The 15816-nt window shown below is 61.7% G+C and carries 12 protein-coding genes; 9 read left to right on the forward strand and 3 right to left on the reverse strand.

Features of this window, described 5'->3' with window-relative positions; translation table 11 throughout:
• Positions 1-254 precede the first annotated feature (254 nt).
• The 6 genes from J2D75_RS01620 to J2D75_RS01645 all read left to right on the forward strand — a co-directional run bounded on the left by J2D75_RS01620 (position 255) and on the right by J2D75_RS01645 (position 5404).
• Positions 255-1034: a DeoR family transcriptional regulator gene (locus tag J2D75_RS01620; RefSeq protein ID WP_207852099.1), complete on the forward strand. Its 780-nt coding sequence runs from the start codon at positions 255-257 to the stop codon at positions 1032-1034.
• Between the two features lie 37 nt (positions 1035-1071).
• Positions 1072-1713: a leucyl/phenylalanyl-tRNA--protein transferase gene (aat, locus tag J2D75_RS01625; RefSeq protein ID WP_207852101.1), complete on the forward strand. Its 642-nt coding sequence runs from the start codon at positions 1072-1074 to the stop codon at positions 1711-1713.
• Between the two features lie 80 nt (positions 1714-1793).
• Entirely contained in the window at positions 1794-2588 is a 795-nt protein-coding gene (locus tag J2D75_RS01630) for a hypothetical protein (protein WP_207852103.1), read from the forward strand.
• Entirely contained in the window at positions 2585-3253 is a 669-nt protein-coding gene (locus J2D75_RS14400) for a hypothetical protein (protein WP_243428384.1), read from the forward strand. The genes J2D75_RS01630 and J2D75_RS14400 overlap by 4 nt, the downstream gene beginning before the upstream one ends.
• A 43-nt stretch (positions 3254-3296) precedes the next feature.
• The gene (locus J2D75_RS01640; RefSeq protein WP_207852105.1) at positions 3297-4037 is read left to right on the forward strand and encodes a hypothetical protein; all 741 of its coding nucleotides are present in this window, start codon (positions 3297-3299) and stop codon (positions 4035-4037) included.
• Between the two features lie 125 nt (positions 4038-4162).
• Positions 4163-5404, forward strand: coding sequence for an ATP-grasp domain-containing protein (locus J2D75_RS01645; RefSeq protein ID WP_207852107.1), 1242 nt, complete (start codon positions 4163-4165; stop codon positions 5402-5404).
• 32 nt (positions 5405-5436) lie between these two features.
• Here J2D75_RS01645 and J2D75_RS01650 read toward each other — a convergent pair whose 3' ends face one another.
• Positions 5437-8760, reverse strand: a complete 3324-nt coding sequence (locus J2D75_RS01650; protein WP_207852109.1) for an AsmA-like C-terminal region-containing protein — start codon at positions 8758-8760, stop codon at positions 5437-5439.
• Positions 8761-8814: 54 nt separating this feature from the next.
• On the opposite strand from J2D75_RS01650, the gene J2D75_RS01655 reads away from it, so the two are divergent.
• Positions 8815-11901 carry a bifunctional [glutamine synthetase] adenylyltransferase/[glutamine synthetase]-adenylyl-L-tyrosine phosphorylase gene (locus tag J2D75_RS01655; RefSeq protein ID WP_207852111.1) on the forward strand — a complete coding sequence of 1029 codons (3087 nt, stop codon included), beginning with the start codon at positions 8815-8817 and terminating at the stop codon, positions 11899-11901.
• Positions 11902-11918: 17 nt separating this feature from the next.
• Positions 11919-12404 carry a thioredoxin-dependent thiol peroxidase gene (bcp, locus tag J2D75_RS01660; RefSeq protein WP_207852113.1) on the forward strand — a complete coding sequence of 162 codons (486 nt, stop codon included), beginning with the start codon at positions 11919-11921 and terminating at the stop codon, positions 12402-12404.
• Positions 12405-12485: 81 nt separating this feature from the next.
• Here the strand turns inward: bcp and J2D75_RS01665 are convergent, their stop codons facing one another.
• A complete protein-coding gene (locus tag J2D75_RS01665; RefSeq protein WP_207852114.1) occupies positions 12486-12863 on the reverse strand; it encodes a hypothetical protein in 378 nt (125 codons plus the stop codon).
• A 113-nt stretch (positions 12864-12976) separates the two neighbouring features.
• Positions 12977-14263, reverse strand: a complete 1287-nt coding sequence (locus J2D75_RS01670; RefSeq protein WP_207852116.1) for an MFS transporter — start codon at positions 14261-14263, stop codon at positions 12977-12979.
• 177 nt (positions 14264-14440) lie between these two features.
• On the opposite strand from J2D75_RS01670, the gene J2D75_RS01675 reads away from it, so the two are divergent.
• Complete coding sequence (locus J2D75_RS01675; protein WP_207852118.1) at positions 14441-15724, forward strand: DNA recombination protein RmuC; 1284 nt, start codon at positions 14441-14443, stop codon at positions 15722-15724.
• Positions 15725-15816 lie beyond the last annotated feature (92 nt).

A 15816-nucleotide genomic window follows, 5' to 3' on the forward strand; every position in this document is an offset into this window, starting at 1 on the left:
ATATCAATGACCGAACGGTAATTGTTGATTTGCATATCCGTCAAGACATTTTGCTATCGAATTGGTTTCTGCGGCATATGTACGGCATTATCCTTTGGTTTTCCTTATAATTTTGGATTGCCCTATTATGGGGTGTATGTGGGCAGCTTATGCCCGTTCGGTCATTTTGTGGACATTGACATGGGCGCGGGTGGGGCGGACAATCCGGGTCTGTCAGGTATCGTGGCCATATACAGCAATGCGCGGGAGATTTTGTGAAACCAGCAGACCGGCATAACCGGATCGTCAAACTCGTGCAGCAGCATCACGATGTCAGTGTAGAGATGCTGGCCACCCAGCTTGATGTCTCACGCGAGACAATCCGGCGAGACCTGAGCGCGCTGGACGGGCAGGGGCGTTTACGCAAGGTGCATGGTGGCGCACGCCCCGGCATGGCCCCGACCCAGCTTGTACCCCAGGCAGAAGGCCCCTTTGCCTTGCGTATGGCGGATAATGCCGAGGCCAAGCGGCGTATCGCGGCCCGTGCGGCAACCCTGTTTGATGCAGGGGATTCTGTCTTTATCGATACGGGTACCACAACACTGGCTCTTGCCCATGCGCTGGTACAGGCACCTGCGCTGGTTATCATTACCAATTCATGGCGCATTGCTTCCATCGTTTCGAGCCATGCCGAGCATAGGGTGTTTTTGCTGGGCGGAGCCTGCAACCCGGATGCGGGCGAAACGCTCGGCCCATTAGTGCTTGAGCAGATCAAGCGTTTTCATGCCCGACATGTTTTTCTGACTATCGGGGCGATGGATACACGCACGATCATGGATTTTGACGCACAGGAAGCGGAAATCGCTCAGGCCATGATTGAACGGGCAGAGGAAGTGACCGTGCTGGCCGATTCCTCCAAACTGGCCAGACGCGGCATTTTTGACGTAGCACCCTTGAGCCGCGTGAACCGTCTTGTTACGGATCACGCACCCCCGCCGGATGTGGCGGCGGCGCTGGACAGGGCCGGGGCCGAGGTCATAACCGATCAGCCCTGAACGGCGCGCAACCAAGGCGGAAAGGAACCGGCAGCCCATGCCCGCAGAACTGACGCCCGAGATGATGCTGGGGGCCTATGCTGCCGGATATTTTCCGATGGCGGATGAGGCAGATCCCGACAGCCTGAACTGGTATGACCCCGACCCACGGGGCATTCTGCCGCTCAATGGTTTTCATCTGCCCCGGCGCCTGCGCCGCACCGTGCTGTCCGGGCGTTTCGCGGTGAGTGTGAATACGGATTTTCCCGCAACCATGCGCGGCTGTGCAGCACCCGCGCCGGGGCGCGAAACCACATGGATCAACACGCCCATTACCCGTATCTTCTGCGCCCTGCACGAGATGGGCTTTGCCCATAGCGTTGAGTGCAGGCTTGATGGGGTGCTGGTGGGCGGGTTGTATGGTGTGGCTCTGGGCGGCGCGTTTTTTGGCGAGAGCATGTTCAGCACCGCCACCGATGCTTCCAAGGTGGCCTTGGTGCATCTGGTTGCCCGGCTGCGTCTTTGCGGGTTTATCCTGCTGGATACCCAGTTTGGCACAAGCCATCTGACCCGGTTCGGGGGCGAGGAAATTCCGGCAGCGGACTACAAGGCTACTCTGGCCCGTGCGGTGGACATGCAGCCCCGCTGGCGCGATGACCTTGATACGGACATGATTGAGAACGAGATACGCCATCTCTGAGATATGCCGCACGGCAGGGCGGCGCAGGAGCATGGCGCAAGACCGGGCCACGGCCCGGAGAGGGGAGTAAAGCCACCATCATGAACAGGATTTTTGCACGCTCATCGGGGCTGATGGGGCATGGTACGTGTCGTCTGGGGTTGTTCGGTATGACCATGCTTGCGGCCATGATGGCTGTAGCCAACCCCGCATGGGCCGCGCAGGAAACAGCGGATCACCCCCCGCTCACTCCCCAGCGCGATGCCACGATCACCTACCGTTTCGAACCCCGCCCAACGGAGCAGGACCTGCGTGAAAACGGCCCGCCCAAACAGCCCGTGCAGGTGCGCTATGTGCAGGTGCTGTATGCGGGTGATGGCGGGCTGCTGCGCATCAATTACCTGACGGGCGATGCCGGTAGCCCTCCGCGTGGCGCGGTTATTATCAACCGGGCGGCGCAGGAGGTGCTGGTGGTGCTCGATGCAGGGCGCGTTTACACCCGGCTGACCGAGCGTGAGAGCGTGCGCAACCCGTTCCTGCTTGATCTGTCCATGCAGTTTACCCGTGCGGGAACAGCGACTGTGGCCGGGCAGCCCTGCACGCTGTGGCAGGCTTATTCTGCACAGGGTGGTGCGCATGCCTGTGTAACGGATGAAGGGCTTGTCCTCAGTCAGGACGGTGTGGATGTGGATGGGCTTAATGGTGGCCTGCAGGCTGTAAGTGTTTCCTACGCGCCGGTGCCATCCAGCGCGTTTCAGCCTCCTGCGGGTTTTCAGGAAGTCAGCCCCCAGCATGAACCCGGTGCGCAAGGTGGGGGCCGTGGGCCACTGAGCGGTGCGCCCGCAAGCCCGGAGCGCACCACTGCGCCTCAGGGCAGCGAAGGAGATCACCCATGATGATGGACAGGACACCGCACTTGATGCGGATCGGGTGTGGGCTTTCGTGTCTGCTGGCCATTATGGTGGGTGGAGCCGGGGCGGCAGGGGCGCAGCCTGTTTCCGTAGGGAGCGCAAAGCCCGATACGGTCGGTGCGCAACCCGCCACACAGCCTGATGCCCCTTACGTAACCCCCGCCGTGGATGCGGATGTGACCTATGTGCTGACCCCCGCGCAGGAGGATGTCGCTCCTGCCCGACAGCGGATGCGCTGGCAGGCGGCGGGCCTGAAACAGCGCCTCGATCCTGAAGGAGGCAGCGTTTACATGGTCACAACATGGAAAAATCGCACCCTGAACGTGGTGGATGAAAGCCGCAGGCGTATCAGCACCATGCCCATGCCCGGCCAGCAGGATCTGACGCTGCCGGGGCAGCATCCGGCCTCTGGCGTGTATGCGCGGGTCGGGCAGTCTGTGGTGGCGGGGGAGCCCTGTCAGGTATGGCGCACCGTGGATACGGAGGGGCATGAAGGCGATGCCTGCTATACGGCTGATGGTATTTTGCTTCAGGTGGTGCAGCAGGGGCGGATTATGGTGCGTGCCATCAGTGTCAGCCGCACGCCGCAGCCCGATCAGGTCTTTGAGAGTCCGGCAGGGTTTACCGCGCAGGCCCCTGCCCATCCGTGAAAAACGGGTGACAGACGAACAGGAGCATGAAGGAGGACAGGGTATGAACACAGGCAGGCCATTGCTGCGGTGGAGCGCCCTGTTGCCGCTGTTTTTATCGGTTTTTCTGTTTGGTGGTGGGGAGCAAGCCAATGCTACCCCGGAGGCTGCGGGTGGGGCCGGGGTGACGGTCTGTCTTGCCGTGGCTGCTCTGTCGGATGTGCGCGCCATTGTGGTTGTGCCCTCTGGCACGGTGTTTGAGGCTCCGGGCAGAATTGTCAGCAGGGTGTCGGGCAAAAGCCCCGGCAGAAAGGCCCATGCCGCAGTCATGGGGTTGGCGCAGGCGCTGGTTACGACCGAAACCGTAACCCTGACAGCTACAGAGCCCTGTGCTGGGGCTGATGCCGCCGGGGTGGTGTCCGCAACACGGGGTTGGCGCGGCCCTGTGGCCTTGCCAGCCGGGCACGCGTTGACCCTAAACCCCGCAGGCCGGATCAGTGGCAATGGTCTGGAAACCGGCTGGCAGGAGGACGATGAAACCCTGCGCGCCCTCGTGCAGGCTGGCGGCCTGAGTGCCACGGCGCATGGCCGTTTGCCACAGACCGTGCGCCTGCTGGAAAGTGTGGCAGACCGCGATGATGCGGACGCAGAGGCGCAGGCCCGCGCCGCCGCTCAGTCTGCGACACCGTTATCCGCGGACGGACAGCGGCAGGGTGCCGCCGTTTCCGCGCCCGGCAGCGGGCTTGATATGTCTGAAGGGGCGATGGCGGCGGATGACCTGCCCAGTCAGCGCCACGCTCGCTAAAGGGCGTGGGCATGTTCCACCAATACGCTGCTGGCCGGGTTTGTTCCGGCGGGTGCGGTGGTCAGGCTTTTCTGTTTCATGCTAGTGTTTTTCTTGGTTTTTTAAAATAATGGTGACGTTCTGCTATGTCCGAGCCTGATCTCTCTGTCCTTGGCGCCGGTGGCGCTCCCGTGCTGTGCGAGAGTGCAGAACTGGCATCGCCACCGCCGGTTATGGGGTTGGCCCCCCTGTTCCGGGCGGCTCTGGCCCGTGAGGATATTACCGGTCTGGCCCCTGAACTCATTGCCCGTTACGAGCGTGATGATGATGTCTACGCCCTGCTTGATCTTGCCCTGATCCAGCAGCTCTGCTTCCAGCGCGAGGGCGGGCTGGAAACGCTGGGTGTGGCGCTGGCCCGCCAGCAGGTGTTCCGCGTGGCGCAGGGGCAGGCGGGTGCCACCCGTCTGCTGGTGGTCAAGATACCGGGCGATTTTACCGCCAACGTGCCGTTTGAATGTATTCTCGAACATGCGGACATGACGATTGACGTGCTGTATGTCGGGCCGGGCCTGCCGTGGCCCACGCGCCTGCCCGATCATGATCTGCTGTTTGTAGCGATTGGCGAGGCCGATACCCATTGCGCAACACTGGCGCAGCTTGGCCGGTATCTTGAAAACTGGCCACGTCCGGTGCTGAACCCGCCCGAGCGTATTCCGGCCCTTTCACGGGCTGAGGCGTTTGAGGTTCTGCGCGGTGCGCCGGGCCTGTGCATGGCCACCACGTGGCGGGCGGATCGGGCAGCACTTGAGAAGACCCGTCCGGGCGAGATCAGTTTTCCCATTATCCTGCGCCCGCAGGGGGGGCATGGCGGCATCAATCTGAGCAAGATTGAAAGCCTGAGCGATATTGCCGCCTATCTGCAAAAAGTGGAGGGGAATGATTTCTTCGCTGCCAATTTTATCAACTATGCTTCACCAGACGGGCTGTTTCGCAAATACCGCGTGGTGCAGATCGACGGCAAACCCTTCCTTGCCCATATGGGTATCTCGCAGCACTGGATGGTGCATTACCCCTACCCGGAAATGAAGGAACACCCCGAGCGCCGGGCAGAGGAGGCCGCCGCTATGGCCGGGTTTGATGAAGGGTTTGCCCGTAGGCACGCCGCCGCCCTGTCCGCTATTCATGAGCGTTTCGGGCTGGATTATGTGGGCTTTGACTGCGCTGAAACCCAGCAGGGCGAACTGTTGGTGTTTGAACTCTCCAATGCGCTGGTCATCCATGATGCGGATGATGCGACCCTTTTCCCCTATAAAAGTCCGCAGATGCGCAAGATTTTCAAGGCGTTCGAAGACATGCTTCACCGCAGGGCCGGTGCCGCCGCCAAGTAAGGGCCTATGCCTGCGCCGTGGCGCATGAAGGCTTAGAACATGCGGCGGAACAGGCCGGGCAGCAGCAGGGAATAGGGGTTAAAGTGCAGGTTGGGGTCGTTCAGCTTGCCTGCAATACCGAAGGTTACGGCTAGCAGCCCGCCATTTTTTTCCGGGCTGAACAGCTTGCCAATACCCGGCAGCTTGCCCGGCATGGTGTTGACCGCGAAAATTGGCACCACGGTGCCATGCAGGTCGATGCTGTTGTGGTCGAGATCGACCGTGCCTTCGAGGGTTGCGCCAAGAGCTGTGTTGCCAGTGCTGCCATCGTGGATGGTCAGCACGCCATCCTGAAATGTTACGGGCATGGACATGCGGTTGATCTGGAAATTGGCCGTATCCTGTGCCGCCAGCCAGCCATAGAGCGAGATATTGCGTGCAACCCGCAAGGCCGTGGGAGCCTTGGTCAGGGTAAAGGGTGTCACGTCAATCTGGCCTGAGAACGGTGCGCTGGGGTGGCTGTCGTCAAACGTGCCATTCAGGATCGCATGCCCCCCCTTGATATCGGGCAGGATACCAAAAGCCGCCATGAAAGCCCCCATGTCGGGAATACTGACATGGAGGGCGCGTTTGCTGCCCTGTGGGGTCAGGTTCATGGTGATGGGGGTGGGTTCCTGCACGGTAAAACGCATGGCCTCGAGCCTGCTGCCGTTATCCTCGAAATAGGCATCAACCCCATGCAGGGCGTCGTGGGTGGTGGAATACCAGAGCGTGCGCGCTTTCAGGTTGATGGCCCAAGCCCGGCCGGGGCTGCCATGCAGGCGGCCTGTCGCGGCTTCAGGCACGTGGTAGCCAGTGTCTTTTTCGGGGGCGGGCTGTTTTTTGGTGTCGCTCGGATCGCCGCTGACAAGGGGCGAGAGGTCAAGCGTATCGGCATCGACCCCCACATGAATCATCGGGTCTTTCGGGCCGGGTAGGGAAAGCTGCGCCCGGCCGCTTGAGCGTGCGATATGGAAGGAGGATACCACCAGTTCGGGAGACTGGCGGGGGCGAATGATAGCCTTGCCTTTGAGGTCAAGGTCAGGCCCGGTCGCCATGATCTGGTCTACCCCGGTAATCCGGCCTGCCTGAAGGGACAGGCTCGCCTTGACCTGTGCCGGGCTTCCGGCGGCTTTGTGCCAGAGCGGAATACGCACACGGGCGCGTTCCATATCCAGTGCGACATCAATTATGCCGTGTCGGTCGCCGGTCTGTTTGTAGGCGACATCCAGATCCGCGCTGCCAGCAAAATGATCCGCCGGGTCGTATCCTGCGGCGGTAAGGGTGGCTGGGGTCAGGCGCGAGGTCAGGTGGGCGCTTTCCATCAGGTCATTGGGGGCTACATGCCGGAAATCCGTATAAAAGGACAGGGTGGAGGGCAGGCCGCCCACCACGCCATTGCCCGACAGGTTCAGGCCATCCGCCGTGGCGTCCAGCCCGAAGCGCCCTTGTGTAATGGAGCGCCCGGCCACCGCATTGCCCAGAGAGACAGCGCTCAGATCAGCATGGGTGGTGATGGTCATTTCATCAACCGTGACCTGATCAATCAGCGGCAGGCTCAGCCCCAGTTCAAGCACGGCCTTGCCGCGCGGGTTGGTAATGTCAATCGGGTGGATCGAGAGCAGGTGCAGGCGTGGTTCGGCCAGCAGGGCCAGAACATCTTCCAGCCGCCCTTCCAGTTTCGAGCGGATGATACCGGTCTGGATCGCATCGCTCAGCCCGGTAATAACCATGCTGCCCGGCCCGGCCTTGATCCGGCCGGTGCCATCAAGCCCGACATGCTTGTCTTTCCTGTCCACAAGCTGGTAGCCGCCATCGAAGGTGATGGTCAGGCTGTTCAGATCATGGATTTCAAGCCGGGCATTCATGGCGTGCAGGGGGGAGATGGGGCGCAGCCAGTGCACTTCCAGCCCTGTGGCGTCCAGACTGCCGTCCACCCCCGATATATCAAGGCTGTTCCAGCCTGCATCCCCTTTCAGGGTCAGGCTGGTTTTCAGGCCCGTTGCGATGCCTGCGGGAATATTGGTGCTGACCCATTTTTTGCCCCCCGGGGCTGCCTGTGTGGGCCAGTACTGGCCCAGATCGGCAAAGGCTACGCGGGGAATGCTGGTTTCAACCTGCCCGGTGATCTGTTTTGGCTTGGCAATGTCTGAAACCGCCAGCCAGCCGCTGGCATGGGCTTCGAGCGCGCGGGTGGCATCGTGCGGGGCTTCGGGGTTGTTCAGGAACAGGCTGGCATCGCGCAGGGTCAGGCGGGCGGGGATGTCATGCGTGAGCGTGGGCGGGCCTGACAGGCCGTGCGTTTTGGGGGGCGCGGTATCGAGTGCCAGCCCGATATCGAGTGAACCATGATCCAGTATGAAAGGAGAACCCGCCGCCACCGCATGGCCGGGGCCAAGATTGGCCTGAATATCGAGTGTGTCGGGCATGAGCCACTTCGAGCGGCCGGGAGCCAGCCGCAGGCGGGCGTTGAGGCTGAGCGGAATATCAATGGCGCTTAACGCAGGGTCTGGCGTGGCGGACAGGGCAGGGGCCAGTGTGGCGGGGTTCAACCCGTCAAGCCGTATCAGCCAGTTTACGCCCGTGTCTGTCAGCTCGCTGTGGGCATCGACCTGTAGGCGGGTGGGGGCGGTGTTGCTATCGCCCCCACCGCTTGTGGCGGCAAGGCTGAAGGCCAGCGTGCCGGTCAGCCCGGTGTAACGCCCCACGCGATGGCTGTTCAGGTTCAGATGCAGGGGCGAGAGTGTCCATACCGCGCCGGTTTGTGCATCGTTCAGGGTCATGGCGATGTCATCAACCCGCACATGGCCGAGCATGCGCAGGTCGAGCGCCATGCTGTTTGGCGGGCTATTGGTCTGGGGCAGGTCTATATCCAGCCCCACAGTTCCTTGGCGTGTGCGGCGCAGGGATAGCCTGCCGCCTTTAAGGGTGAGCGTGTGCAGGTCAAGCCCGCCATGCACCAGAGCAAAGGGGTCCAGTGTTGTGTCCGCCCGGTTGACATGGGCGACTTCATGACCATCGGCTGCCAGCAGGCGGGTATCGTTCAGGGTCAGGGTAATGGGGGCGGCAGTACCCTGTGTCAGAACCGGCCATGACAGAATGACGGCCCCCGTATCCAGTCGGGCTGCGGGCTTATGGCTGAGCGGATCACGGATGAGTGTAAACGGCAGGAAGTGCCGTGCCAGCGGCGCAATATCAAGCGGCGCAAACGCAACACGGGCCAGAACAGCCGCCACACAAAGCAGGGGCAGCAGCACGCAGGCACTGGCCACAGCCACAACCCGGCGTAAGGTTTTGGAGCGTTTTGGCGCGGCTGTCTCTTGACCGGGGGTAATCAACACAGCAAGCCTTTACAGGTTACGGTACGGGTAGGGTTCACAACAGGCCTTTTCATGACACAGGCAGAACAGTTTCTTTTTCGCGATGTCCGCCAGCCACGCGGGCAAAGCCTGCGAACATGGCCGGGGGCGGACTGGCCGCGTCCGGCCAGCCTTCCGGCGGCGCAGGCTTTCTCCGAGGATATGCACGCGCTGGCCACACAGGCCGGCCTGCCGCTCAGCAGCCTCGCGCCACCGGGTGCTGTGGCGCTGCTGGCCAGCCTGGGAGGGAACAGCCCGTATCTGTCCGACCTTGCGCGCGAGGATGTGGCGGGCTTTATCGCCCTGCTCGAACAGGGGCCCGAACGCTGCGCGGAAGAAGCGTTTGCCGCCTGCGAAGCGTTTGACACGACATTGGGGCGGGAAGATGTCGCGGCTTTCCTGCGAAAAATCAAAAAGCGCGTGGCGTTTTTGTGTGCCGTGGCCGATCTGGGCGGGTTCTGGTCTTTGGAGGAGGTCACCGCGACCCTGAGCCGCCTTGCCGAAACCACGCTGGATATGGCGGTCAGGCATCTGCTGTGGAGCGCGCATCAGGCCGGACAGATCGTGCTGCCTCATCCCGAACGCCCAACGCAGGGCTGCGGGCTGGTGGTGCTGGCCATGGGTAAGTTAGGCGCGCGGGAACTCAATTTCTCATCCGACATCGACCTCGTGGTCCTTTACGATCCCGCAGTGTACAGTCAGCCCGACACGGCACGGCGTGTCTTTGTGCGTATGACTAGCGATCTTGTCAGCCTGATGGAAGCGCGCGATGCGAATGGCTACGTTTTCCGTACCGACCTGCGGCTAAGGCCCGACCCGTCTTCCACCCCCCCTGCGGTGACCGTGCAGGCGGCCATTCTGTATTACGAAAGTCTGGGCCAGACATGGGAGCGCGCAGCCATGATAAAGGCCCGCCCGGTGGCGGGAGATATGACGGCGGGACGGCGGTTTATGGCGGCTATCCGCCCGTTTATCTGGCGGCGGCACCTTGATTTCACGCTTATAGACGACATCCATGACATGAAGGCCCGTATCGACCGTTACCGCAAGGCGGGGCGCACGGATCTGGCTCTGCTGCCTGATGCTGTTTTGGCAGACCCGGCGGCCAGCCGCGCATGGCTGCTAGGCCATAATGTCAAGCTTGGGCAGGGTGGTATCCGCGAGATCGAGTTTATTGCGCAGGCCATCCAGCTTGTCTGGGGGGGGCGTGAGCCAGCTTTGCGTGAGCGCACCACCTTTGGCGCGCTGAAAAAGCTTGTCGGCTCGGGCAGGCTCCCACGCGAGGAGGCCGAGATTCTCGCGCGCACCTATCGCTTCCTGCGTGATGCGGAGCATCGGTTACAGATGCGTGCCGACCAGCAGACGCACAGCCTGCCCGATACGGAGGAAGGTTTCGAGGCGTTTGCCGCATTCATGAACTACCCCGATGGCGAGGCGCTGGCGCTGGATATGCTGCCGCGCATGCGCGAGGCACGGCGTATTTTTGAACGGCATTTTGTTATTCAGCCACCCGATCAGGGGGGCGAGGCCGGGAGCGTGCTGGTGCCCGTGCCTGAGGAAGGTGCGGCCGAAGGCAACCAGATGGCGGAGTTGCTGGCGCGCCACGGTTTTCCTGAATCTGAAATTGCCGAAGCCTCGCAGGTGTTGGCGCGCTGGAGCGGTAACCGCCTGCGGGCCTTACGCTCCGAGCGCGCCCATGCGCTCCTGCGGGCGCAGCTTTCGTCCTTTCTGGCCAGCTTTGGCAAGCGCAGCAGCCCGTTGGCCTGCCTGCGGCGGTTCGATGCTCTGCTGACGCGCCAGCATGCCGGGGTGCAGTTGCTCAGCCTGTTCGAGCGTAATCCGGAACTGATCGACCGCATCGCCAGCATTTTTGATGCCTCAGCTTTTCTGGCTGACCATCTGGCCGATACGCCTTCGGCTCTGGAGGGTTTGCTGGATTCAGACCCCGAGGAAAATCGCGGCGTGGTGGACAGGCTTTTGCATCTGGCGGAAGAGGCCGAGGATGTGGAAGGGCTTCTGTCCGTTCTGCGGCCCCTGTTGCGGGGTGAGGAGTTCCGCCTGTCAGTCGCTCTGCTGGAAGGGCGACTGAGCGAGGATGCCGCCGAGCACGCCCGAACCCTGCTGGCCGATACCATCATGATCGTGCTGCGCAAGGCTGTGGAGCATGATCATATCCGGCGCTACGGGCGGGTGCCCGGCGGAGGTATGGCGGTGGTGGCGCTGGGCAAGGCAGGCTCGCGTGAAATGATGCCCGGCTCTGATCTTGATCTGCTGATGGTCTATAGCCACCCGCCGGATATTCAGGCCAGTGTGGTGCCTGTCCGTGATCCGGGCCGGGCGCGGTCTTTGGCGGTTGGTGCGTATTACACGCGGCTGGCCCATACCTTTATCGCCGCCCTGACAGCGCCCGGCCCGGAAGGCCCGCTTTACGCCGTGGATATGCGTCTGCGTCCCTCGGGAGCAGCCGGGCCGGTGGCTGTCTCGCGTGATGCGTTCCTGCGCTACCACACCGAAACCGCCTGGACATGGGAAGGCATGGCTCTGACGCGCGCGCGCATTGTGTCGGCCCCTGTGGCGATAGGGCGACTGCTCCGTGCCGATCTTGCCCGTATTCTCGATGGCTCCCTCCGGCCAGAGCGGGTTGCACGCACCACCTTGCTGGCTGATGCCAGTGCCATGCGTACCCGCCTCGCGCGGGAACTGCCGCCGACATCAATATGGGATGTCAAACGCCGGGCTGGCGGGCTGATGGAGGTGGAATTTATCGCCCAGATTCTACAGCTCTGTGCAGGGCGCGCCGCTGCACGCAGCCCGGAAACCCGTCTCGCTCTCGGGCGTCTGATCCGTGCGGGAGAACTGAGTGCGCAGGATGGTGCGGCGCTGATCGAAGCTGAAGGTTTCTGGCGCCGTTTACAGGCTTTGCTACGCCTGTTGTGCGGGCCGGTTCCCCCTCAGGATCTGGAAAAAGATCTGGTTCCCACGGCGCTCGATGTCTTGCTCAGGGGGATGGGGATGTCAGACCTTGCCGCCCTGATCGAAAAATCCAGCGCCCTTGCGCGGGGCGTGCAGCAGTGTTTCGGGCGGCTGGTTGGCCCGCTTGATCCAGAGAAAAAACCATAACAGCGGGAGAGCACGTTATGACTACGACAGCAACAGGAACAGGCCCCGGTGTGGGGGATCAGGCTCCGGCTTTCAGCATGGAGGCCAGTAAGGGCCGCCGGGTTGCACTGGCGGACATGAAGGGTAAACCCTTTGTGCTGTATTTTTACCCCAAGGCGGATACGCCCGGATGCACCAAGGAAGCCTGCGGTTTTAACGAGGCGTTGGCGGCCTTTGAGGCAGAGGGCATCACGGTTATTGGTGTCTCGCGTGATCCGGTTAAAAAGCTTGATGCGTTTGCCGAAAAATACGGCCTGACATTTCCTCTGGCTTCCGATGCCGATGGCAGCGTGACCGAGGCTTATGGCGTATGGGTGGAAAAAACCCTGTATGGCAAAACCCATATGGGGATTGAGCGCAGCACCTATCTGATTGATGCACAGGGCAAGGTTGCCGCCGTGTGGCGCAAGGTGAAGGTGGATGGACACGTGGATGCGGTGATGGAAACAGCCCGTAGCCTGTGAACAAAAAACATCAGCCCCCGGCCTGAACTTTGTCAGGCCGGGGGCTGATTGCCATTATGCCATCTGTATCACCCGCAGGCCTTACCACGGCGCGTAATAGCCACCCGGCGGGTAGTAATAGGCTGGTGGAGGCGGCGCTACCGGCACCGCAGGCACCATATACATGGGCGGCGGCGGAGGGGGCGGAGGAGGCGGTGCGGCATAGACAGGCCCGCCACCAAAGGCCGCCCCGGCAAGAGCGCCGACCGCCAGCCCGCCGATGATCGCCCCGGCAATAGCGCCACCATTGCCATGATGGCGGTAAGGGCCACCACCGCCCCAGCCCCCGCGGTCATGCCAGCCGGGGCCACCACCCCAACCACCATGCCAACCCGGATGGGCCTGTGCTGCGGAAAGCGTGACGGCGCCAAGCCCCGCAACAAGGGGCAGCACCCTCAGAATCTGTTTCAAACGGCGCATCTGATTTTATCTCCCCGGAGCAGTAAGGGACTGCTCCATCGTTCCTGTCATGGACATCAGTATGAGCGCGCATGTGGCAAATTCAGGGCTTATCAAAGGTCTTTTATGGCCTGTCAGTCCGGCTGCGATTGGGTGGCCATTTCTGCGGTAATGCGGTCGGTCATGTTCAGGCGCAGGACAGTCAGCAGCGTTACGGCCGCGGCAGCAGAGACATAATAGGCAAACCAGTGTTCATGCCCGGCCTGCTTGCACCACAGGGCGATGTATTCCGTGGTGCCGCCAAAAATCGAGACTGTCAGGGCATAAGGGAGAGCAACACCCAGTGCGCGGATACGCGTAGGAAACAGCTCGGCTTTGACAATGGCGTTGATAGACGTATAGCCCGATGCCACAAACAGCCCGGCCACAATCAGCCCAAACGCCATCCAGCCGGAGGTGGCGTGCGAGAGCGCACCCAACAGTGGCACCGTGCCGAATGTGGCCCCAAACCCAAAGAACAGCAAAAGCGGCTTGCGGCCAAACCTGTCTGACAGTGCGCCGAATACGGGCTGCATGGCGGCAAAGACCACAAGGCTCAGCGCTGAAATGAGTGTGGCGCTTTCCTTTGGAAAACCCAGTGTGTTGGCAAGGTATTTCTGCATGTAGATGGTGTAGGTGTAAAACGCCACCGTGCCGCCCAGCGTCAGCCCGCACACGGTTGCAACCGCGCGCCAGTATTGCAGCAGCACACGCACACCACCCTTGTTGTCCTTGGTGCGGTTTTTCTTGAAGCTTTCGCTTTCGTCCATATGCCGGCGCAGCCAGAAAACCAGCAGCGCGCCCGCCGCCCCGACAAGAAAAGGAATGCGCCAGCCCCAGCTTTCGATCTGGGCCGGTGTCAGCAGCACATATTGCATGAACAGCAGCAGCACCAGCGCAAGCAGCTGCCCCATAACCAGCGTGACATACAGTATGCCCGACCAGAACCCACGGTGTTCCGGGGTGGCGACTTCAGCCAGATAGGTGGCCGAGGCACCATATTCGCCCCCAAGGCTCAGCCCCTGCGCCAGCCGGGCACAGACCAGAATGGTGGGGGAGAGCAGGCCGATCTGTGCGTAAGTCGGGCATAGGGCAATGGCGAGAGAGCCAAGGCACATGGCCAGCACGGAGATGGTCAACGCACTGCGGCGGCCGTAACGGTCTGCCGCCACGCCCAAAATCCAGCCCCCAACAGGCCGCATGAAAAAACCGACCGCAAAAACCGCAGCCGCGTTGAGCAGTTCAGCCGTGGCATTGCCATGTGGGAAAAAGGCATGGGCGAAATAGATGGTGAAAGAGGAATAAACATACCAGTCGAAATATTCGAGCAGATTCCCCGCCGATCCCGCCAGTATGCCACGAAGACGCTGTGCCGTGTTCAAGGGATGTTCCTCCGGTGTCTGGCGTGCCGCCGCTTGTGGTGCGCGGTTCTGTTGTTGGTAACGAATGGGCCATATCATTCGCGGTACAATCATGCCATCACGAAACGGTGTGCCTTCCGTGATGTGTCGGTGCGGCTGGCCCTTGCTCCCAAGCCGAACATACGACAAAACAGCGGCATGAGTTCCATAATTGTTCTTGTGTGTGTGGCGTGTGGCGCGCTGGGTCTGGGGGGCGTGCTGGGCTGGCTGGTAGGGCGTGGCCGTTCGGGCGGCGCGGATGCCGATCTGCTGGCCCGCCTGTATGTAATGGTCGAGCGCGAGGTAGCTATGGTGCGTTCGGAAACGGCGGGCCTGCGTAGCGCTTTGGCTGAGACCGAACGCGGCATGGGAGAGCGAACGGAGCGCATGCGCGCGGCACTGGCCGAGCAGCTTGGCACCCTGTCAGGTTCCATGGGGCGCGAGCAGGCGGAGGCCCGCGCGGCTCAGGCTGAGGCTTTGCAGGCCCTGGCGGAAACCTCCGCCCAGCAACTTGCCTCGATCCGGCAGGCCGTGACGGAGCAACTCCACAGTGCGGTGGAAAAGCAGATGCAGACATCCTTCCAGCGCGTGCTGGAACAGTTTGCCGCCATGCAGAAAGCCATGGGCGAAGTACGCGCCATGACAGCCCAGATCAGCGATCTCAAGCGCCTGTTCAGTAATGTCAAAACCCGCGGTGGCTGGGGCGAGGCGCAGTTACGCGCCATTCTGGATGATGTGCTGCCGCCCGGTTCGTATGAGAGCAATGTCAGGCTCGGTAGCGGGGCGGATGTGGTGGAGTTCGCGCTTAAGATGCCCGTGCGCTCGGCCAGCCCGCCTCTGCTGCCGCTGGACAGCAAGTTTCCCACCGAGGCGTATGAAAGACTGCTGAACGCGGCAGAGGCTGGTGATGCCTCGGCGGAAAAGGCCGCGCGCAAGTCGTTGGAAACCACGGTGAAGCTCGAAGCACGTAAAATTGCTACAAAATATATTATGCCGCCGCGAACCGTCGAGTTCGCTGTGCTTTATCTGCCTACAGACGGACTGTACACGGAGGTGGCCCGTATTCCGGGGCTGATGGATGAAGTGGGGCGGCAGTATCGTGTTCTGATCATGGGGCCTGCCCTCATGCCTGCGATGTTGCGGACAATTCATCTGGGCTATGTCACTCTGGCGCTGGAAGAACGAACCGAGAGCATTGCCCGGCTTTTGGGGGCCACGCGTCAGGAGATGCTGCGGATGGATGGCGTGCTGGAAAAACTGGCCAGAAACGCTCAGGCCATGTCCTTCTCGATTGAGGAGGCCCGCAGGCGGACACGGGCCGTGGGTAAACGGCTGAAAGACCTCGAAGTCTCCCCGGAAGACGCTCAGGCGGGGGCGGAGGAAGAGTCTGAAACCGATTTTACTGGAACGGCGCAGGACGGGGCTGCATCACGGTTGGGATGAGCAGGGATATGGACATGACGAAAGAGGACGCCACATTTCTCCCGCATGAGGGTGATGTCCGTGACGAAGGACTGCCTGAAAACGGGTTTTCT

It is taken from the genome of Acetobacter suratthaniensis (assembly GCF_017377745.1).
Lineage (GTDB): Bacteria > Pseudomonadota > Alphaproteobacteria > Acetobacterales > Acetobacteraceae > Acetobacter > Acetobacter suratthaniensis.

What these genes read in the sequence shown, in the direction of transcription:
- aat (WP_207852101.1), top strand. Translation starts at nt 1,072, where the DNA reads ATGCCCGCAGAACTGACGCCCGAGATGATGCTGGGGGCCTATGCTGCC.
- J2D75_RS01630 (WP_207852103.1), top strand. Translation starts at nt 1,794, where the DNA reads ATGAACAGGATTTTTGCACGCTCATCGGGGCTGATGGGGCATGGTACG.
- J2D75_RS14400 (WP_243428384.1), top strand. Translation starts at nt 2,585, where the DNA reads ATGATGATGGACAGGACACCGCACTTGATGCGGATCGGGTGTGGGCTT.
- J2D75_RS01640 (WP_207852105.1), top strand. Translation starts at nt 3,297, where the DNA reads ATGAACACAGGCAGGCCATTGCTGCGGTGGAGCGCCCTGTTGCCGCTG.
- J2D75_RS01645 (WP_207852107.1), top strand. Translation starts at nt 4,163, where the DNA reads ATGTCCGAGCCTGATCTCTCTGTCCTTGGCGCCGGTGGCGCTCCCGTG.
- J2D75_RS01655 (WP_207852111.1), top strand. Translation starts at nt 8,815, where the DNA reads ATGACACAGGCAGAACAGTTTCTTTTTCGCGATGTCCGCCAGCCACGC.
- bcp (WP_207852113.1), top strand. Translation starts at nt 11,919, where the DNA reads ATGACTACGACAGCAACAGGAACAGGCCCCGGTGTGGGGGATCAGGCT.
- J2D75_RS01665 (WP_207852114.1), bottom strand. Translation starts at nt 12,863, where the DNA reads ATGCGCCGTTTGAAACAGATTCTGAGGGTGCTGCCCCTTGTTGCGGGG.
- J2D75_RS01675 (WP_207852118.1), top strand. Translation starts at nt 14,441, where the DNA reads ATGAGTTCCATAATTGTTCTTGTGTGTGTGGCGTGTGGCGCGCTGGGT.